The sequence below is a fragment of the Marinobacter sp. S0848L genome (genome assembly GCF_023016065.1).
Taxonomy (GTDB): domain Bacteria; phylum Pseudomonadota; class Gammaproteobacteria; order Pseudomonadales; family Oleiphilaceae; genus Marinobacter.
Genome location: NZ_JALKAQ010000005.1, coordinates 158,191 through 178,094, shown reverse-complemented (window position 1 = coordinate 178,094; position 19,904 = coordinate 158,191). Strand labels below are relative to the sequence as shown.

General features: G+C 54.3%; 16 protein-coding genes and 1 tRNA gene. 14 read left to right on the top strand and 3 right to left on the bottom strand.

Annotated features, from left to right (window positions below; genetic code table 11):
• Nucleotides 1–31: 31 nt before the first annotated feature.
• Both MWU64_RS08680 and yghU read left to right on the top strand, forming a co-directional pair.
• Complete coding sequence (locus MWU64_RS08680; RefSeq protein WP_247063529.1) at nucleotides 32–364, top strand: MliC family protein; 333 nt, start codon at nucleotides 32–34, stop codon at nucleotides 362–364.
• Nucleotides 365–723: 359 nt separating this feature from the next.
• The gene (gene yghU / locus MWU64_RS08675; RefSeq protein WP_247063528.1) at nucleotides 724–1,596 is read left to right on the top strand and encodes a glutathione-dependent disulfide-bond oxidoreductase; all 873 of its coding nucleotides are present in this window, start codon (nucleotides 724–726) and stop codon (nucleotides 1,594–1,596) included.
• A gap of 29 nt (nucleotides 1,597–1,625) precedes the next feature.
• On the opposite strand, the gene ggt is transcribed toward yghU, so the two are convergent.
• A complete protein-coding gene (ggt, locus tag MWU64_RS08670) occupies nucleotides 1,626–3,386 on the bottom strand; it encodes a gamma-glutamyltransferase (RefSeq protein WP_247063527.1) in 1,761 nt (586 codons plus the stop codon).
• Between the two features lie 142 nt (nucleotides 3,387–3,528).
• Here ggt and purU point away from each other — a divergent pair, with 142 nt between their 5' ends.
• From purU to pyrF, 12 genes are all read left to right on the top strand, one after another.
• Nucleotides 3,529–4,383 (top strand): formyltetrahydrofolate deformylase, encoded by an 855-nt coding sequence (gene purU / locus MWU64_RS08665; RefSeq protein WP_247063526.1) that lies wholly within the window; start codon nucleotides 3,529–3,531, stop codon nucleotides 4,381–4,383.
• Between the two features lie 126 nt (nucleotides 4,384–4,509).
• Nucleotides 4,510–7,128, top strand: a complete 2,619-nt coding sequence (gyrA, locus tag MWU64_RS08660; RefSeq protein ID WP_247063524.1) for a DNA gyrase subunit A — start codon at nucleotides 4,510–4,512, stop codon at nucleotides 7,126–7,128.
• A complete protein-coding gene (gene serC, locus MWU64_RS08655; RefSeq protein WP_247063522.1) occupies nucleotides 7,125–8,207 on the top strand; it encodes a 3-phosphoserine/phosphohydroxythreonine transaminase in 1,083 nt (360 codons plus the stop codon). Before gyrA ends, serC begins: the two co-directional genes overlap by 4 nt.
• A gap of 2 nt (nucleotides 8,208–8,209) precedes the next feature.
• Nucleotides 8,210–9,307, top strand: a complete 1,098-nt coding sequence (pheA, locus tag MWU64_RS08650) for a prephenate dehydratase (RefSeq protein ID WP_247063519.1) — start codon at nucleotides 8,210–8,212, stop codon at nucleotides 9,305–9,307.
• A 32-nt stretch (nucleotides 9,308–9,339) separates the two neighbouring features.
• Nucleotides 9,340–10,464: a histidinol-phosphate transaminase gene (hisC, locus tag MWU64_RS08645; RefSeq protein WP_247063518.1), complete on the top strand. Its 1,125-nt coding sequence runs from the start codon at nucleotides 9,340–9,342 to the stop codon at nucleotides 10,462–10,464.
• Nucleotide 10,465: 1 nt separating this feature from the next.
• Complete coding sequence (locus MWU64_RS08640) at nucleotides 10,466–12,694, top strand: bifunctional prephenate dehydrogenase/3-phosphoshikimate 1-carboxyvinyltransferase (RefSeq protein WP_247063517.1); 2,229 nt, start codon at nucleotides 10,466–10,468, stop codon at nucleotides 12,692–12,694.
• The gene (cmk, locus tag MWU64_RS08635; protein ID WP_247063516.1) at nucleotides 12,694–13,374 is read left to right on the top strand and encodes a (d)CMP kinase; all 681 of its coding nucleotides are present in this window, start codon (nucleotides 12,694–12,696) and stop codon (nucleotides 13,372–13,374) included. The genes MWU64_RS08640 and cmk overlap by 1 nt, the downstream gene beginning before the upstream one ends.
• 131 nt (nucleotides 13,375–13,505) lie before the next feature.
• Nucleotides 13,506–15,197 (top strand): 30S ribosomal protein S1, encoded by a 1,692-nt coding sequence (gene rpsA, locus MWU64_RS08630; protein ID WP_199007384.1) that lies wholly within the window; start codon nucleotides 13,506–13,508, stop codon nucleotides 15,195–15,197.
• A gap of 133 nt (nucleotides 15,198–15,330) precedes the next feature.
• Nucleotides 15,331–15,627, top strand: coding sequence for an integration host factor subunit beta (locus MWU64_RS08625; RefSeq protein WP_114335658.1), 297 nt, complete (start codon nucleotides 15,331–15,333; stop codon nucleotides 15,625–15,627).
• A 66-nt stretch (nucleotides 15,628–15,693) separates the two neighbouring features.
• Entirely contained in the window at nucleotides 15,694–15,996 is a 303-nt protein-coding gene (locus MWU64_RS08620) for a LapA family protein (protein ID WP_199007383.1), read from the top strand.
• Complete coding sequence (gene lapB / locus MWU64_RS08615; RefSeq protein WP_247063515.1) at nucleotides 15,996–17,165, top strand: lipopolysaccharide assembly protein LapB; 1,170 nt, start codon at nucleotides 15,996–15,998, stop codon at nucleotides 17,163–17,165. The genes MWU64_RS08620 and lapB overlap by 1 nt, the downstream gene beginning before the upstream one ends.
• Nucleotides 17,166–17,196: 31 nt before the next feature.
• On the top strand, nucleotides 17,197–17,907 hold the full coding sequence (gene pyrF, locus MWU64_RS08610) for an orotidine-5'-phosphate decarboxylase (RefSeq protein WP_247063513.1): 711 nt from the start codon (nucleotides 17,197–17,199) through the stop codon (nucleotides 17,905–17,907).
• A gap of 476 nt (nucleotides 17,908–18,383) precedes the next feature.
• On the opposite strand, the gene MWU64_RS08605 is transcribed toward pyrF, so the two are convergent.
• Nucleotides 18,384–18,459, bottom strand: a tRNA-Asn gene (locus MWU64_RS08605).
• Between the two features lie 70 nt (nucleotides 18,460–18,529).
• The gene (locus MWU64_RS08600) at nucleotides 18,530–19,714 is read right to left on the bottom strand and encodes a pyridoxal phosphate-dependent aminotransferase (protein ID WP_247063511.1); all 1,185 of its coding nucleotides are present in this window, start codon (nucleotides 19,712–19,714) and stop codon (nucleotides 18,530–18,532) included.
• Between the last annotated feature and the right edge of the window lie 190 nt (nucleotides 19,715–19,904).

Sequence of the window (19,904 nt, the reverse complement as noted above, 5' to 3'; positions counted from 1 at the left end):
TGCGGTCTAATTATTGAAAATGGTGTTCTGAATGAAGATTTCTGTTCCGGTTTTGTTGTCATCGGTGTTTTTGTTTTCTGCCTGCTCAAGCTTTCAGCAAGGCGATGCCTTTGCGCAGAGCTACGAGTGTGAGAGCGGTGAAACAGTTGACGTTAACTATTTGTCTTCCGAGGCAGCAAAAGTACATTACAAGGGCTCGAGCTACGATATGGATATCGCCGTTTCCGCTAGTGGCGCCCGGTACGTCGGCGGTGGAATCGAATGGTGGGTGAAGGGCTCCGGGTCTGACTCGGAGGGTCTTTTGCTAAAGCATCGGGCAGGGGGAAGCTCCGGCGAAATTATCGACAGCTGTACGGCGCTTTAAGCCCCGTAAGTGCAGAACCGAGCAGTCGTTTTACTAAAAGCCTCGTGCCATTCCACGGCACTTCGCTCGCAAACAAAGGAGGGTATTATGAAAATATCCCGCTCATTTGCGGCAGTTGCCGTCATGTTGGCCAGTCCGTTGGTGTTCGCGGCCGATGGCTTGGTTACAACGACCCCGCTTTCATTGCGGAGCGTCACGGCGCTTCTGAATGTGGGGTTGTGCCTAAGCTGCAGAAAGCTTTGTCTGGAATTTCTGAGGCCACGGTCGCCCGTTGAGTCATTGTTTAGAGTCATTCCAGAGCGAATTTAACTAAAAATCGTTGTTTACAGATCGTTGTTTACAGGTTAAGGAGACAATTGATGAGCGATCCTACCTATACCCCACCTAAAGTCTGGAAGTGGCAGCAGGAAGGCGAAAGCAAATTTTCGAATATTAACCGCCCGGTTGCCGGCCCCACCCATGACAAAGAATTGCCCGTGGGCGAGCATCCTTTCCAGCTTTATTCTCTGGCAACCCCGAATGGGGTGAAAGCGACCATCATGTTCGAGGAGTTGCTTGAGCTGGGTATTAAAGAGGCTGAATACGATGCCTGGATCATCAATATCATGGAGGGTGATCAGTTCAGCAGCGGTTTCGTGGGCGTGAACCCCAACTCCAAAATTCCGGCGTTGATGGATCGGAGTGCAGACCCGGCGGTTCGGGTCTTCGAGTCTGGCTCCATTCTGCTGTATTTGGCCGAAAAATTTGGTCACTTTTTATCGAAAGATCCGGCTAAGCGGACGGAAACCATAAACTGGCTGTTCTGGCAGATGGGCAGTGCGCCGTTTCTGGGCGGCGGTTTCGGGCATTTCTATGCGTACGCGCCGGAAAAGTATGAATACCCCATCAACCGTTACGCGATGGAAGTAAAGCGACAGCTCGACGTGCTGGACCGTCAGTTGGCGGACAATCGTTATATTGTCGGCGACGAATACAGCATCGCCGATATGGCGATCTGGCCATGGTATGGCGCACTGGTGAAAAACATGGTGTACGAAGCGGCTGAGTTTCTGGAGGCGCGCACCTACACCAATGTAGTGCGTTGGGCGGAAGAAGTCGCACAGCGCCCCGGGGTAAGACGGGGGCGGATGGTCAACAAGGCTTGGGGTGATTTGTCGTCACAGCTGCATGAGCGCCATGACGCAAGCGATTTTGAGCTTCGGACCCAAGACAAGCTCGAGTCCGGCGAATAACGAAAGCGGCGTGCCGCTTTCGTGCTCGTTTAAAAGCCCCTAGCTGAAGACGTGCTGCGCCGGGCATCAGCGCCGCCATAGAACGTGCCGTCTTCGCCAACCATAATGCTTTGGATGGCCCCCATGGCGGTGTTGGTGGTCACCGTGTGGCCCTTCGCTTCAAGCAGGCTGATGGTGTCTGGGCTGATGCCTTGCTCGATGCGGATTTCATCCGGAAACCACTGGTGATGAATGCGCGGTGCGTTCACTGCGGTCTGGATGTTCATCTTGTGGTCAATTACGTTCATCAGCACTTGCAGGGTTGTGGTGATGATGCGGGAGCCACCCGGGCTGCCGGTGACCAGAAAATTTTTGTTGTCTTTGCGAACGATGGTGGGCGACATGGAACTGAGCATGCGTTTTCCGGGTTCCACTTTATTGGCCTCGCCGCCAATCAGGCCGTAAGCGTTCGGCACGCCCGGTTTGGCGCTGAAATCGTCCATTTCATTGTTCAGCAGAAAACCGGCGCCCGCCACCGTAATGCCTGAGCCGTAACTGAAGTTGATGGTGTAGGTGTTAGATACCGCATTACCCCAGCGATCTACGACCGAGAAGTGGGTGGTTTCAGGGCTTTCCCAGTCTGCGGGCTTGCCGTGCTTGATGTCGCTGGAAGGCCTGGCTTTGTCGGATGAAATTGTTTTTCTCAGCTTCGCCGCATATTCCTTGCTGGTCAGCCCTTTGAGGGGGACTTCAACAAAGTCTGTGTCGCCAAGGTATTGGGAGCGGTCTGCATAGGCGAGTTTCATGGCTTCGGCCATGTAATGAAGGGTGGCGGCCGAATTGTGACCCATGTCGCCGATTGGGTAACCCTCCAGAATATTCAGAATCTGCACAATGTGGGTGCCGCCGGAAGAGGGCGGTGACATAGAGAAAATATTGTAGCCGCGGTAGGTGCCATGCACGGGCTGGCGGATGGCTGGTCGATAATTTTTCAGATCATCCAAGGTGATCAGGCCGTCGTTGCGCTGCATCTCTTCAACGATCAGGCGCGCGGTTTCGCCTTCGTAAAACCCTTTGATTCCGTTGTCAGCAATGCGTTGAAGCGTAGCGGCCAGTTCCGGTTGCTTGAACCGTTCGCCGGGCTGAGGGGCTGAGCCATCTTCCTTATAAAAGGTCGCGTTGGTAGCTGGCCAACGTTTCAAGCGGCTGGCGGCACGCTCCAGGCCGATGCTGAACCGGTGAGGCACGATGAACCCGTCTTTCGCCAAGCGAATGGCCGGAGCAAGGGCCTCGCTTAATGAAATTGTGCCGTGTCGTTCCAGAGCAAGGGCCAGGCCGGCGACTGTGCCCGGAACACCTACTGCCAGATGGCTGAATCGGCTGCGTTCTTTCACCACGTTGCCGTCGTCGTCTTGAAACATGGCTTCCGTTGCGGCAGCGGGGGCGGTTTCCCGGTAATCAATCGCTTCCGGCGCCTTGCCGTCGCCGGGCGAGTACAGCAAAAAGCCGCCTCCACCAATGTTGCCTGATCTTGGTTGGGTAACGGCAAGGGCGAAGCCGGCGGTGACTGCCGCATCGACGGCATTGCCGCCGTTTTCCAGAACCTTCAGCGCTACGTCGGTCGCCAGAGTGTGGCTGGTGGCGACCATCCCGAGCTTGCCTTGCGCCGGGTGAAATCGCTCGCCCTCCAGTATCGCTTGATTGCTGGCGAACGATGAAAATGACAGCAAGCTGAACAGAATTGATGCTGTCAGGCTCCACAAGAGCCTTGGGCGAAGTTTAATGTTGGGGCTGTGGTAAGTGTCGTGCATGGGGAATCCTCGTTTCTGGCGGTCATATACGCTATCATAGCTGGTCATTTTTATAGGTGCGTGTTGATAGTTCCTCGTGCGTCATCGCTGGTGGTTTTCTAACGCATTCGCTTTCCCCGGATTCTAGTTAAGGAATGGCTTAATGGAGCATACCTATCGTCTTGTTATTTCCTGTCCGGACAGGACGGGAATTGTTGCCAAGGTGAGTAATTTTCTGTCCACCTATAATGGCTGGATTACCGAGGCGAGTCACCACTCAGACACTCAGTCTGGCTGGTTTTTCATGAGGCATCAGATTAAAGCCGAATCTATTCCGTTCGGGCTGGATCAGTTCCGCGCCGCGTTCGAGCCGATTGCTCGTGAGTTTAATATGCGCTGGCACATTGCTGATTCGGCCCGCCCGAAGCGTGTGGTGCTGATGTGCAGTAAAGAGTCCCATTGTTTGGCGGACCTGCTTCATCGCTGGCATAGCAAAGAGCTGAACGCTGAAATGGCGGCTGTTATCTCCAACCACGATGATTTGCGTCGCATGGTGGAATGGCATGACATTCCTTATCACCACGTCCCGGTGAGCAAAGAGAACAAGGCCGAGGCTTTCGCGCACATCGAAGAGCTGCTCGACAAGTATGAAGCTGATGTGGTGGTGCTTGCGCGCTACATGCAAATACTGCCAGCGGATTTGTGTGAAAAGTACGCCGGAAAGGTGATTAACATTCATCACAGCTTCCTGCCTTCGTTCGCCGGAGCGCGACCATACCATCAGGCATACGGCCGCGGCGTGAAATTGATCGGCGCGACTTGCCATTACGTGACTCAGGATTTGGATGAAGGTCCGATCATTGAGCAAGACGTGATTCGTATCAGCCACCGAGATTCGATTGAAGACATGGTCCGTCTGGGTAAAGACGTTGAAAAGAACGTTTTGGCGCGAGGGCTTCGATCGCACATTGAAGACCGCGTGATTACCTACGAAAACAAGACGGTAGTGTTTGATTAACAAGTCGCTACGGCTACCCCGGCCTTGTTGGGACTGTGGTATGCTGAGCGGCTTGATGAAGAATAAAGACGGGGCCGGGATACGGCCCCGAGACGACTTCCAGATAACGCAAAGGAACCTTTCTCGATGGGTGAATTAGCCAAAGAGATCCTGCCGGTCAATATTGAAGACGAGTTGAAACAGTCCTACCTCGATTACGCCATGAGCGTAATTGTAGGTCGAGCATTGCCGGATGTAAGGGATGGCCTCAAGCCTGTGCATCGTAGGGTGCTGTTCGCCATGTCCGAACTGGGCAATGACTGGAACAAGGCGTACAAGAAATCTGCCCGTGTGGTAGGTGATGTGATCGGTAAGTATCACCCGCACGGTGACTCTGCTGTATACGACACCATCGTCCGTATGGCCCAGCCCTTCTCGCTTCGTTACCCGCTGGTTGATGGTCAGGGGAACTTCGGTTCCATCGACGGCGATAACGCGGCGGCTATGCGTTACACCGAAATCCGCATGGAAAAGGTGGCGCATTCGCTGCTGGCGGATCTCGAGAAAGAAACGGTCGATTTCGTTGATAACTACGACGGATCCGAGCGTATCCCGGAAGTTATGCCAACCCGAGTACCGAATCTGTTAGTAAACGGTTCCTCCGGTATAGCTGTAGGTATGGCTACCAACATCCCGCCACACAACCTGACCGAAGTGGTTAACGGTTGCCTGGCCTTGATTGAAAACCCGGATTTGACCGTCGATGAGTTGATGGAATACATCCCGGGGCCGGATTTCCCGACACACGGCATCATTAATGGCCGCGCGGGTATTGTTGAAGCCTACCGCACGGGCCGCGGCCGCATTTACATTCGTGCCCGTCACGAGGTAGAGCATGACGCTAAGACCAAGCGCGATGCCATTGTCATCACCGAGTTGCCTTATCAGCTGAATAAATCGCGTCTGATCGAGAAAATCGCTGAGCTGGTCAAAGAAAAACGCCTTGAAGGCATCACCGAGTTGCGTGATGAGTCCAACAAGGAAGGCATCCGGGTTGTTATCGAACTTCGTCGTGGTGAAAACCCGGAAGTTGTCGTGAACAACTTGTTTGCCCAGACCCAGCTCCAGACCGTGTTCGGTATCAACATGGTGGCGCTGATTAACGGCGAACCAAAGACGCTGAACCTGAAAGAAATGCTGGATGCGTTCGTGCGTCACCGTCGCGAAGTGGTGACCCGCCGAACCATTTTCGAACTGCGCAAAGCCCGTGAGCGTGGCCATATTCTGGAAGGCTTGACCGTCGCTCTGGCTAATATCGACGAGATGATCGAGCTGATCAAAGCCTCTCCGACTTCGGTTGAAGCAAAAGAGAAGCTGATGAGCCGTGGCTGGGCCCCGGGTGATGTGTTGGCGATGCTGGAACGTGCTGGCCAAGACGCCTGCCGTCCTGACGACCTGCCAGAGATCTACGGACTGCGTGATGGCCTGTATTACATGTCGCCTGAGCAGACTCAGGCGATTCTGGACATGCGTCTGCACCGCCTGACCGGGCTGGAAACCGAAAAACTCCAGAACGAGTACAAAGAGATTCTGGAAAAGATCGCGGATCTGCTGGACATTCTTGGCGATCCGGAACGTTTGATGTCGGTTATCCGTGAAGAGCTGGAAGCGGTTGTTTCCGAGTTTGGTGACGAGCGCCGCACTGAAATTACCAGTTCACAGCGCGACCTGACCATTGCCGACCTGATTGATGAAGAGGACCTGGTTGTAACCATTTCCCACACCGGTTACGCCAAAACGCAGGCCGTTGAAGACTACCAGGCCCAGCGCCGTGGTGGCCGCGGTAAAGCGGCAACGGCCATGAAAGATGAAGACTTTATCGAGAAGCTGCTGGTGGCGAACTCTCACGACACCATATTGTGCTTCTCGAACCGCGGCAAGGTCTACTGGCTGCGTGTATTTGAAATTCCTCGTGGCAGCCGGGGCTCCCGTGGCCGCCCGATGGTGAACATTTTGCCGTTGGACGAGGACGAGCGTATTACCACGTTCCTGCCGGTACGTGATTATCCGGAAGACCAGTTTGTGTTGATGGCTACCTCTGCGGGTGTCGTCAAGAAGACGCCTCTGCCGAACTTCTCCCGCCCGCGCAGCAGCGGTTTGATCGCGCTGAATCTGGACGAAGGGGATACCCTGATCGGCGCGGCCATTACCAATGGCGATGCCGAGGTCATGTTGTTCTCCTCGGCCGGTAAAGCGGTTCGTTTCAAGGAAGAGCAGGTGCGCCCGATGAGCCGGACCGCCCGTGGTGTTCGCGGTATCAAGATGCCCGAAGGGCACCATGTGGTGTCGCTGATTATTCCGCAGGAAGGCGGCGTACTGTTGACGGCCAGTGAGCACGGTTACGGTAAGCGGACCGCCATTGACGAGTTCCCGGCCTACAGCCGTGGCAGTCAGGGCGTGATCGCGATGCAGTGTTCTGAGCGTAACGGTAACCTGGTGACGGCGCTTCAGTTGTTCGAAGGCGACGAGATGATGCTGATCTCTGATAAGGGCACGCTTGTGCGTACCCGCACTGATGAGGTGTCTATTCTCAGCCGGAACACTCAGGGTGTGCGTCTGATTCGTTTGGCGCAGGAAGACGAGCGCCTGGTGGGTGTCGAGCGTATCGCGGAATCCGATGATGAGGATGAAGACGGCGCGAACGTAGAAGCCAATACAGAGTCAAGTGCCGATGAAGGTGCCGCAGGCGAGGAAACTGAAGAATGAGTAGGGCGTATAATTTCTGTGCCGGCCCGGCTACGTTGCCGGAAGCCGTGCTGAAACAGGCGGAAACGGAGCTATTGGACTGGCGCGGTACTGGCATGTCGGTGATGGAGATGAGCCATCGCAGTGACGAGTTTGTCGCCATCGCTGAAACCGCAGAGAAAGACCTACGGGAATTGGCTGGGATTTCAGATGATTACGCAGTTTTGTTCATGCAAGGTGGTGCGTCCAGTCAGTTCGCTACCATCCCGCTGAACCTGCTGGGTGAGAACGGCACAGCAGATTACGTAAGCACGGGCATCTGGTCCAAAAAGGCTATTGCCGAAGCCAAGCGCTTCGGTAACGTCAATGTGGCGGCCAGTTCGGAAGACAGCGGTTTTACCACTATTCCGGATCAGTCCAGCTGGGCAACCACGCCCGATGCGGCCTATTTGCACTACACACCCAATGAAACCATTGGTGGCCTGGAATACAACTTCGTGCCGGAGAGCGGTTCCGTTCCTCTGGTAGCGGATATGTCATCAACGATTTTGTCTCGCCCTCTGGATGTCTCGAAGTTTGGCCTGATCTACGCCGGCGCTCAGAAAAACATCGGCCCATCCGGACTGGTCGTTGTGATTGTCCGCAAAGATCTGTTGGGTAAAGCCCGCAAAGAAACGCCGACAATGATGAATTATCAAGTCATTGCCGATAACGGTTCGATGTACAACACGCCAGCTACTTATTCCTGGTACCTTGCAGGTTTGGTGTTCAAGTGGCTGAAGGAGCAGGGTGGCGTGCAGGCGATGGGTGAAATCAATGCCCGTAAAGCCAGCAAGCTGTATGGCTTCATTGATAACAGCGATTTCTACGCTAACCCGATCGACCCGCGCTTCCGTTCCTGGATGAACATCCCGTTCACCTTGGGCGATGATGCGCTGAACGGTGAATTTTTGAAAGGCGCCAACGCGCGAGGCTTGCTCAACCTTGCCGGTCATCGCTCTGTGGGTGGCATGCGTGCGAGTTTGTATAACGCAATGCCCGAAGCGGGTGTAGATGCGTTGATCGGGTACATGGCGGAATTCGAGAAGGAGCGGGGCTGATCATGACCGACGAGAAGGCCCGCCTGAGCGAACTTCGGGACGAAATCGACAGCCTTGATCAGCAGATCATGAAACTGATCAGCGCCAGAGCCGCCTGTGCCCAGGAAGTCGCCCATGTCAAAATGGCTGCGAATCCCGGGCAGGATGTGTTTTTCTACCGCCCGGAGCGGGAAGCTCAGGTGCTTCGCCGGATAAAAGAAGAAAATCCGGGGCCCTTGCCGGCTGAAGAAATGGCGCGTCTGTTTCGGGAAATCATGTCGGCGTGTCTGGCGCTCGAGAAGCCGATGCATATCGCGTTTCTGGGGCCGTTGGGCACCTTCACGCAAGCGGCCGCGCTCAAGCACTTCGGCCACTCGGTCATCAGTGTGCCGATGCCGGCGATTGACGAGGTGTTCCGCGAGGTCGAATCCGGCTCAGCACATTACGGCGTCGTTCCGGTCGAGAACTCAACAGAAGGTATGGTGAATCATACCCTCGATATGTTCATGTCGTCGCCGCTGAAAATCTGCGGAGAAGTACAGCTTCGCATTCACCATCATTTAATGGTGTCGCCACAGTTTAAAGACCAGGAAATTACCCGTATTTACTCGCATCAGCAGTCGTTTGCCCAGTGCCGGCAGTGGCTGGACTCGCATCGTGCCGGAATCGAGCGGATTACGGTTTCAAGTAACGCAGAGGCGGCTCGCCGTGCGTCCGAAGAGCCCGGCTCGGCGGCAATTGCAGGTGATATGGCGGCCGAGCTATACGGTTTGGAGGTGTTGGCAAGCAGCATCGAAGACCGTCCGGACAACACCACCCGGTTCTTGATTATCGGGCGGGAAGAGGTTGAAGCGAGCGGGCAGGACAAGTCGTCCATTCTGGTGTCCATGCGCAACAAGCCGGGAGCCTTGTACCAATTGTTGGAGCCTTTCCATCGTGAAGGTATCAGTCTGACCCGAATCGAAACACGTCCATCGCCCAGCGGCACATGGGCTTACGTATTCTATATCGATTTCGAGGGGCACATGGAAGACGAGCTTGCTCGCAAAGTGTTGGCCGAGATTGATGAAGAAGCGGTGGAACTGAAGCGTTTGGGTTCTTACCCGATTGGCGTACTTTAAGATTAGATTGAATTAACCCGGAGGAACGTTGAATGTCAGTGGATTATCAGAGTCTTGCGGTCGAAGGTGTTCAGGCTCTGTCTCCTTATCAGCCCGGAAAACCAATCGAAGAGCTTGCTCGAGAATTTGGTCTGAACCCGGACGAGATTATCAAACTGGCTAGCAACGAAAACCCTCTGGGGCCGAGCGAAAAAGCCATGGCTGCGGCTCGTAAGGCATTGGAAGAATCCTGCTTGTACCCGGATGGCAATGGTTTCGCGCTGAAACAGGCTCTGGCAAGCCGGTTTGGCGTGGCGATGAACCAGATTACGCTAGGTAATGGCTCCAACGACGTATTGGAAGTGATCGCCCGTTGTTTTGCCGGGCCGAACAGTGAGGTGGTGTTTTCGCAATACGCTTTCGCAGTTTACCCATTGGTGGCCCAGGCGATTGGTGCTAAAGGTGTATCGGTTCCTGCAAAAGCGTGGGGCCATGACCTTGATGCCATGGCTGACGCGGTCAATGAGCGTACCAAGCTGGTTTTTGTCGCCAACCCGAACAATCCCACCGGCACGGTCCACATCGCCGATGCGATCGAAGCTTTCCTCCAGCGTATCCCGGAACAGGTGTTGGTTGTTCTGGATGAAGCCTATTGCGAGTACCTGACCGGCAAAGCGTTTCCTGACGGGGTCCGGTTGCTCGAGCGTTTCCCGAACCTCGTTGTTTGCCGTACCTTCTCCAAAGCCTGGGGGCTGGCGGCGATGCGGGTAGGCTATGCTTTCAGCTCACCTGCCATTGCCGATGTGTTGAATCGGGTGCGCCAGCCTTTCAACGTCAACTCTATTGCCCTGGCTGCAGCTGCCGCCGTTCTTGAAGACGAAGACTATTTGAACCGGTCCCGCGAGGTGAATGAAGCCGGCTTGCGTCAGTTGGCCGAGGGTTTCGAAAAAATCGGTGTGCCATTCATTCCGTCTGTCGGTAATTTTATAGCGGTTGAAGTGGGTCAACAGGCGGCCGAGGTTTATCAGGCTTTGCTCAGTCGTGGGGTGATCGTTCGCCCGGTTGCCGGTTACGGTATGCCTAATCATTTGCGCGTATCCGTAGGCCTTGCGGAAGAAAACCAGCGATTCCTGGATGCCTTGTCGGATGCACTGCGAGCTGCGCGGGATGGGCATTAAGGTGGCTGATAGCGCACCTTCATTTCAACGGGTTGCCATCATTGGACTTGGCCTGATTGGTGGCTCTCTCGCCAGTGCCATTCGCAAACATGGCCTGGCCGGTTGCGTGGTGGGTTTTGATCAGCGTGCCGATGAGCTTGAGCTGGGCGTAGAGCTTGGCGTGATTGACCAGGCTGCTCCTAACCTGCAAGCGGCGGTTGAGGGCAGTGACCTGGTTGTTCTGGCGGTCCCTGTGCGGGCCACACGCACGGTGTTAGAGCAAATTAAACCATGGTTGGGTAAAGATGCCGTACTTTCGGATGTAGGCAGCACCAAGACCAGCTTTGCTACCGATGTGGAAGCCGTATTCGGAGCGATACCTCCCAATGTTATTCCGGGGCATCCCATCGCGGGTTCCGAAAAAAGCGGCATTCGCGCAGCCAATCCCGATCTGTTTGCCAATCACAAAGTGATTCTGACTCCGGCCGATAATGCCAATAGCGTAAGCTTGGTTCGTTTGAAAAAAATGTGGGAAGGCGCCGGGGCAACCGTATTGACTATGTCGGTGGCTTACCACGATGAAGTGTTGGCCGCGACCAGTCACCTGCCGCATCTGATTGCGTTTTCGTTGGTGGACACCCTAGCCGGAGAAGATGAGAACCTGGATATCTTCCGGTACGCTGCCGGAGGCTTCAGGGACTTCACGCGAATTGCAGCCAGCGATCCCGTGATGTGGCATGACATTTTTTTGTCAAACCGCGACGCAGTGTTGCGCGTGATTGACCATTTTACCCACGATTTGGGTGAACTCCGGGGTGCCATTGCCGAAGGCGATGGCGCGACTTTGCTCCGGGTTTTCAGTCGTGCCAAGGCGGCGCGCGAACATTTTACGAAGATGCTTTCAGGGCAGGCGTACGTGACTAATAACAGTGATCAGCAAGTTATCTTTCAAATGCAGCCGGGCGGATCGGTCCGCGGTGACATTCGGGTGCCGGGTGATAAATCCATTTCGCACCGTTCCATCATGTTGGGTGCATTGGCCGAAGGCGTGACTGAGGTGAAAGGCTTTCTCGAAGGTGAAGACAGCCTCGCTACCCTGCAAGCCTTTCGCGACATGGGGGTTACCATCGAGGGTCCGGAAAACGGATTGGTACGGATTCACGGGGTAGGGCTGCATGGCTTGCAGGCGCCCCGCGGCCCGCTGTATTTGGGTAACTCTGGCACTGGCATGCGCTTGTTTGCCGGCTTGCTGGCGGCGCAGCCGTTCGATTCGGAACTTTCCGGCGACACAAGTTTGTCAAAGCGCCCGATGAACCGGGTTGCTGATCCGCTGCGCGCCATGGGCGCGGTGATTGATACAGCGGAAGGCGGGCGCCCACCATTGAAGATCAAGGGCGGACAATCGCTGAACGGTATTCACTACGATATGCCGGTTGCCAGTGCGCAGGTAAAATCCTGCCTGTTGTTGGCCGGGCTATATGCAAACGGCGTCACCTCGGTGACAGAGCCTGCGCCTACGCGCGACCACACAGAGCGCATGCTGCAAGGCTTTGGTTATGAGGTTCAGCGAGACGGAGCAACGGCCAAAGTCACCGGTGGCGGCAAATTGGAAGCGGGTGTTATTGATGTGCCTGCGGACATTTCATCTGCGGCGTTCTTCCTCGTAGCCGCTTCTATTGCACCGGATTCCGATCTTACCCTGCGCCATGTGGGTATGAACCCGACGCGTGTCGGTGTGATCAACATCTTGCGCCAGATGGGCGCGAACATTGAAATTCTCGAAGAACGGGTTATTGGCGGTGAGCCAGTGGCTGATCTGCGAGTGCGTTCGGCCGAGTTACACGGTATTGAAATCCCCGAAGATCAGGTGCCGCTGGCCATCGATGAATTCCCCGTTCTGTTTATCGCAGCGACCTGCGCCAAAGGCCGCACAGTGCTTCGTGGTGCTGAAGAGTTGCGAGTCAAAGAGAGTGATCGCATCCAGGTAATGGCTGACGGGCTGGCCGAGCTCGGTGTTGAAACCACCGTTACCCCGGACGGGATTATTATTGAGGGTGGCCAGACGATTGGCTCCGGTACGGTTGAGAGTCATGAAGACCATCGTATTTCGATGTCCTTCGCGGTGGCCTCTTTGCGGGCGACTGGCCCGATTACCATTAACGATTGTTCGAACGTGACAACATCGTTCCCGGACTTCGTTGAGCTGGCGAAACAGACAGGTTTTAATATCAGAACAGAAGGTGGTTCTTAATGGTGGATAGTAAGGCCCCGGTCATTACAGTAGACGGTCCTGGCGGTGCGGGTAAAGGAACGATTACCCAAATGTTGGCCCGTAAACTAGGGTGGCACTTGCTTGATAGTGGGGCCTTGTATCGCCTCACCTCTCTGGCAGCAACCCGCCAGGGTGTGGCTCTGGATGATGAATCGGGCCTGGTTAAAGTTGCGGCCACTCTGGATGTGGAGTTTGAGCCGGGAGAAGTAGGCCAGCCGGTGCGTGTGCTTTTGGCGGGGCAGGATGTCACTTCCGACATCCGTACCGAAACCTGCGGCAACAACGCGTCAAAAGTGGCGGTCATGCAGCCGGTTCGGGATGCGCTTTTGCAGCGCCAGAGGGATTTTCAGAAAGCGCCCGGTGTCGTGGCCGATGGCAGGGATATGGGGACCGTGGTTTTCCCCGAGGCGCCAGTGAAAATCTTCCTGACTGCAAGCGCCGAAGAACGCGCACGCCGTCGTTATAATCAGTTGAAGGAAGCCGGGGTCGATGTTAGTATTGACGCCGTTTTAGACGAGATTCGGGAGCGTGATGATCGGGATATGAACCGGTCAGCAGCCCCTCTTAAGCCTGCAGATGATGCGCAAGTCATTGATTCTACAGGTTTGAGTATAGAAGAGGTGTTAGACAGGTGTATGGCCGCAGCAGGTCAGGCCTGACTACACCTTTTTGTCGTTGGAATGCCGGAGTCAGCGAAATATTGCCAGCCACAGGCTGAATCCGGAAATCATTAACAGACCGTGTTGCTGGCGGCACGGAGCATACTTGCGTTGATCATATAGGGCACATAATGAGCGAGAGCTTTGCGGATTTATTCGAAGAAAGTTTAAAAGAAATCGACATGCAGCCAGGTTCCATTGTTCAGGGGACCGTTGTTGATGTTGATAGCGACTGGGTCACCGTTAACGCTGGACTGAAGTCCGAAGGCGTTATCCCCGCCTCCCAGTTCCTCAATGAAAAAGGCGAGTTGGAAGTTCAAATCGGCGACGTAGTCGACGTAGCTCTCGACGCTGTTGAAGACGGTTTCGGTGAAACTCGTCTGTCCCGTGAGAAGGCGAAGCGCGCTGAAGCCTGGAAAGTGCTTGAGAAGTCCTTCGAAGCTGAAGAAGTCGTTAAAGGTATTATTAACGGCAAGGTTAAAGGTGGTTTCACCGTTGATCTGGCTGGTATCCGTGCGTTCTTGCCGGGTTCACTGGTAGACGTTCGTCCGGTTCGCGACACTGCGCACCTGGAAAACAAAGAACTTGAGTTCAAAGTTATCAAGCTGGACCAGAAGCGTAACAACGTGGTTGTTTCTCGCCGCGCCGTTCTGGAAGCTGAAAACAGCGAGCAGCGTGAAGCTCTGCTGGAAACTCTGACCGAAGGTCTGGAAATCAAAGGTATCGTCAAGAACCTGACCGACTACGGCGCGTTCGTAGATCTGGGTGGTGTTGACGGCCTGCTGCACATCACTGACATGGCTTGGAAGCGCATCAAGCACCCAAGCGAAATCGTGAATGTGGGCGACGAAATCAATGTTAAGGTCCTGAAATTCGACCGTGAGCGTAACCGCGTTTCTCTGGGTCTGAAGCAGCTGGGCGAAGATCCTTGGGTAGATATCAAAGCTCGTTACCCGGAGAGTGCTCGCGTAACGGCTCGTGTAACCAACCTGACCGACTACGGCTGCTTCGCAGAGCTGGAAGAAGGTGTTGAAGGTCTGGTTCACGTATCCGAAATGGATTGGACCAACAAGAACATCCACCCGTCCAAGGTTGTTCAGGTAGGTGACGAAGTTGAAGTAATGATCCTGGATATCGACGAAGAGCGTCGTCGTATTTCTCTGGGTATCAAGCAGTGTGTGTCTAACCCTTGGGAAGACTTCTCTGGCAACTTCAACAAAGGCGATCGCATCTCCGGTAAGATCAAGTCAATCACAGACTTCGGTATCTTCATCGGCTTGGATGGCGGCATCGACGGTCTGGTTCACCTGTCTGACATCAGCTGGAACGAAACCGGTGAAGAAGCCGTTCGCGAATACAAGAAGGGTGACGAAGTTGAAACCGTTATCCTGTCTGTTGATCCAGAGCGTGAGCGTATCTCCCTCGGTATCAAGCAGCTGGAAAGCGATCCGTTCGCCGAGTTTGTACAGCTGAACGACAAGGGCTCAATCGTTAAGGGTACTGTTTCTGCAGTAGACGCTAAAGGCGCCACTATCGCCCTGAACGAAGAAGTTGAAGCGGTACTGAAAGCCTCTGAAATCAGCCGTGACCGTGTTGAAGACGCGCGCAACGTGCTGAAGGAAGGCGAAGAAGTTGAAGCGAAGATCATCAGCATCGATCGCAAGAACCGCGTTATCAACCTGTCTGTTAAGTCTAAAGACGTAGAAGACGACAAGCAGGCTCTGGACAGCGTACGCAGTAAGGCTGCAGAAACCTCAGGCGCCACCACCATCGGTGACCTGATCAAGGAACAGATGCAGCAGCAAAACGCCAACAAAGACTAATTGTCTGGTTGGTAGTGAAAAAAACGGGCTCTAAGAGCCCGTTTTTTTTGTGTTTTTTTCTGGTTTGGCTAAACTAGAGTCATTGGAATCCAGCATTTAAGTGCGGAATAATAATGACAGAGGAAAGTGCCTCATGACGAAGTCCGAACTGGTTGAACTGGTAGCATCAAAACAGACGCAGCTCTCGGTTAAAGATGTCGAGCTGGCGGTTAAGACGATCATTGAGCATATGTCTCAAGCGTTAGCGGATGGGCAGCGTATTGAAATAAGAGGGTTTGGCAGCTTTTCTTTGCATCATCGCGAAGCGCGTGTCGGCCGAAATCCCAAAACCGGTGAAGCTGTGCAGTTGCCTGCGAAGTATGTGCCGCATTTTAAACCCGGAAAAGAGCTTCGGGAACAGGTTAATGATAGTTTGAAGAAGGGTTTTTAATCTTCGCGCAAGTGAATCTTGCAGCAACATGAGATCGCAATTTTATCCGTCTGGAGCGAGTACGAGATGGCAGCACTGCAGAAGATTCTCTTAATTGTCTTGGTCGTAATTCTGATAGTCGTTGCTCTGGTGTTCTCGTTGAATAATCAGATGGCGGTGTCTCTTAATTTTCTGCTGTTCGAGACCCAGCCTCACGGGGTCGCTGTCTGGATTATCTTGTCGTTTGTTCTTGGGGCGCTGGTCGGTGTTCTGCTGATGTTGATCGGTTCGTTTCGGTCCTCAGTATCCCGTCGCAATCTCAAGAAGCGGCTTGAGCGCACGGAGCAGGCGTTAGAGAAATCCCGGGCTGATAACGACCAGGCACTTTAATGGAATTAGTGTTCAACTGGCTGCTTCTCACGGTAGCTGTTGCTGTTGGCTGGCTAGTAGGGCGGTACGGCAGTGCCTATCGTCGATCTCGTAAAACCATATCTGACGTAGATTCGGTTAAAGATCGGCTTCAGTTTTTATTTACCAATTATTCAGATCAGGCCGTTGAGAACTTTGTGCAATCCTTGCCGGTTAACAAAGACACGGTCAGCCTTCATCTGTCGATTGGAAGCCATTTCCGCAATAAAGGCGAAACAGATCGCGCCACTCTGATACATCAAAATTTGCTGGCCCGCCCCGAATTGCCTGCACGCTACACCCCCAAAGTGACGCTCGAACTGGCCATGGACTATTTGGGCGCCGGGTTGCTGGACAGAGCGGAAGCGCTGTTTCAGGAATTGATGGGGGATCGTGAGTATGGCCGCCGTGCCGCAAATGAGCTAATAGAGCTATATCAGCAAGAAAAAGAGTGGGAAAAAGCCGGGCAAGTGGCGAAAACGCTGACTCGGACTGATTCGGATCCGGTGATGTTTAAAACGCTGGCTTACATCACTTGCGAGTTGGCCGATTCTGCATTGAAAGACGACGATCGCTGGACGGCGAAGAAATTATTCAGAGAAGCGTTGGAATACGACCCTTCGTGTGTGCGCGCGACCCTGCTGTTGATGAAGTTGCATGTCCGTCAGGGTAACTATCGCGAGGCGAGTAAGCAGGGGTTGAAGGTGTTCGATCAAAACCCCCAATTTGGCCCTGAGGCCGTTGAACGGCTGATGCAACTTGAGCGCGATCATGGTGACGTGGGGCGTTTATTCAAGAAGCTGAAAAAACTTTATGAACAACACCCAAGCACCAGCTTGCTGCTTGCGCTGGTAGAATCGGTGGAGCGTTCGTCCAGCCGCCCTGCAGCCATTGATTTGCTGCGTCAGGAGCTGGAGGTGCGCCCGTCCATGCGAGGTCTGTTGCGCCTTGTGGAGTTGGCAGGTTACGAGAAGGGAATGACGACCGATGAAGGACGTCTGGTGAGTCGTATTGGCCATCTGATACTGGCTAATCGTCCGATCTATCGCTGTGTGAACTGTGGCTTCGATGGTCGGCAGCTGCATTGGTTGTGCCCGAGCTGTAAACAGTGGGAGACCGTGCGGCCGATTCAAGGTGTGGAAGCCGAATAACGTTTTAATTTACTGACCGGGAAAATCGAACGTGCAAAACCCCAAAGACCCGAAAATCATTGTAGCTTTAGACTTTCCCTCTCAGGATCCGGCGCTGGCGCTTGTTGATCAGCTTGACCCGGGCAAGTGTCGCTTGAAGGTTGGCAAAGAGTTGTTTACCCGCTCCGGCCCGGAACTGGTCAGGGCGCTGCAGAGCCGTGGCTTTGATGTCTTTCTTGATCTGAAGTTTCACGATATCCCGAACACTACTTCGTCGGCAGTTGCTGCCGCAGCGGACCTGGGTGTGTGGATGGTGAATGTTCACGCGTCAGGTGGCGAGAAGATGATGGTCGCCTGTCGAGAGCGCCTGGAGTCGTTTGGTGCAGATAAGCCGTTGCTGATCGCTGTTACGGTTCTGACCAGTATGTCAGGCGATGATTTGGCAGGTATCGGTATTACCGATTCGCCAGAAGTGCAGGTGTCCCGCCTCGCAACGCTAACCAGGAATTGTGGATTGGATGGCGTAGTGTGCTCCGCCCAGGAAGCGCCGCGCCTGAAAGCAGAGCAGGGTGCTGATTTCCAGCTCATCACCCCGGGCATTCGCCCATTGACTGCTGATAAGGGCGATCAGCAACGTATCATGACCCCCACAGATGCCCTGAAAGCGGGTTCTGACTACCTGGTTATTGGTCGCCCGATTACCAAGGCTAACGACCCTCTGGCGGCGTTGGAAGCTATTCATGCTGAGGTTGCCGCTGTTTAAACTTGTTTCTTGAAGCCGATTCCCGGCCCTAGCCTGTGAGGATTGCGGGTAGGGCTGCGGGGGCTGGCTCCCAAAAACCGCTCCTTCGGCACGTCCATGTGACGCTTCTGCTCCGCCATCCATGGCTCCGCACATTTTTGGGAGTCAGCTCCCGCGACCCTAGATCAAGTTATGTAGCAATAGTCGGCTAGAGTGGTGTCTGTTGGTCAGTGCAGCGTCGAAATGTGGTTTGAATCGCGTATATTGGCATTGCTTGGTCGGCAGTGTGGGAAGCCCTTTCCAAAAATTTCGTAGGCCATGGATGGCCGGAGAGAAGCGCACATGGATGTGCTTGTAGCGGTTTTTGGAAAGGGCTTCCCACACTGTCCTTGCAACTAGCTAAGCAGGCTAAGGCGGCAATCTCCAGAACAATCGGGTAAAACGAACGCCCACAAAAAAGCCCGCTAATTCATAGAACTAGCGGGCTTTCGAAATAGTGGCTCCCCGAGCTGGGCTCGAACCAGCGACAAACGGATTAACAGTCCGTTGCTCTACCAACTGAGCTATCGGGGAACATCGTCATGTGACGAGGCGCGTATATTAGTGTGACCTTACCGCCTCGTCAACCCCTTAACTAAAAAAATTAGCCAAGAGCTTTTTCCAAACGCTCAATGGCCTTCTCGAGGTTGTCCATGCTGGTTGCAAAGCTCAAGCGCATGTGCCCCGGGCTACCGAACGCAGAACCCGGAACCAACGCAACGCCCGCTTCGCCCAGCAGTTTCTCGGCGAACTCAACGTCAGTGCTTACGCCCTCTGTTGCGTCGATTGCGCCCTGGAAGCTTGGGAACACGTAGAAGGTCCCGTCGCCGTAAGGGCACTCAACGCCCGGCAACTTGTTCAAGGCATCAACCAGCCAGTCGTGACGCTCCTTGAACGACTTAACCATCTCGCCTACGCATGCCTGATCACCATCAAGTGCAGCGGTAGCCGCCGCCTGGGAGATAGAGCAGGGGTTAGACGTGCTTTGAGATTGAATCTTCTTCATCGCACCGATGATCTTCGCCGGGCCTGCGGCATAACCGATACGCCAGCCTGTCATGGAGTAGGCCTTGGAAACACCGTTCAGCACGAACGTGCGTTCGTAAAGCGCAGGGCAGGCATTGACGATGTTGCAGAACGGCTTGCCGGTCCACAGAATCGGCTCGTACATGTCGTCGGTGGCGATCATGATGTTCGGGTGCTTTTTCAGCACTTCACCAATCGCCTTCAGCTCTTCCATCGAGTAAGCCATGCCGCTCGGGTTAGAGGGGCTGTTGATCACGAACAGACGGGTACGGTCGGTGATCGCGTTTTCCAGCTGCTCCGGGGTGATCTTGAAGCGGGTATCTACGGATGTCTCGATGATAACCGGCTTACCCTCTGCAACCAGCACCATGTCCGGGTAAGATACCCAGTAAGGAGCAGGGATAATGGCTTCGTCGCCCGGGTTCAAAGTAGCCAGTGCCAGGTTGAAAAAGCTTTGTTTGCCACCACTGGATACCAGAATCTGGTTGGCTTCGTATTCCAGACCGTTGTCGCGTTTGAACTTCGCAATGATCGCTTTTTTCAGAGCTGGCGTACCATCAACGGCGGTGTACTTGGTTTGGCCGTTGGTAATGGCTTCAATGGCGGCCTGTTTGATGTGCTCTGGGGTGTCGAAGTCCGGCTCACCTGCGCCCAGGCCAATAATATCTTGGCCAGCAGCGCGAAGCTCTGCTGCTTTGTTGGTAACGGCGAGGGTTGGAGATGGCTTGATAGCCTGTACACGGCTGGAAAGTTGAAGGTCCAAACTTGAGCTCCTTAAAGCTGCGTCTTATGGGCTGCGACCGGCGTGTTAGCACGGGGAGTTCTGATTCCCGTCTGAATTTTACACGGCCGTCGATCGTGCAGATGGTATCATGAAGCGACGGTATCGCTAAATTTCTTGTAAGTAGTAGCCGTGATGGTTGCCACTGACGACTGGAGGTTCTTTGCCAATT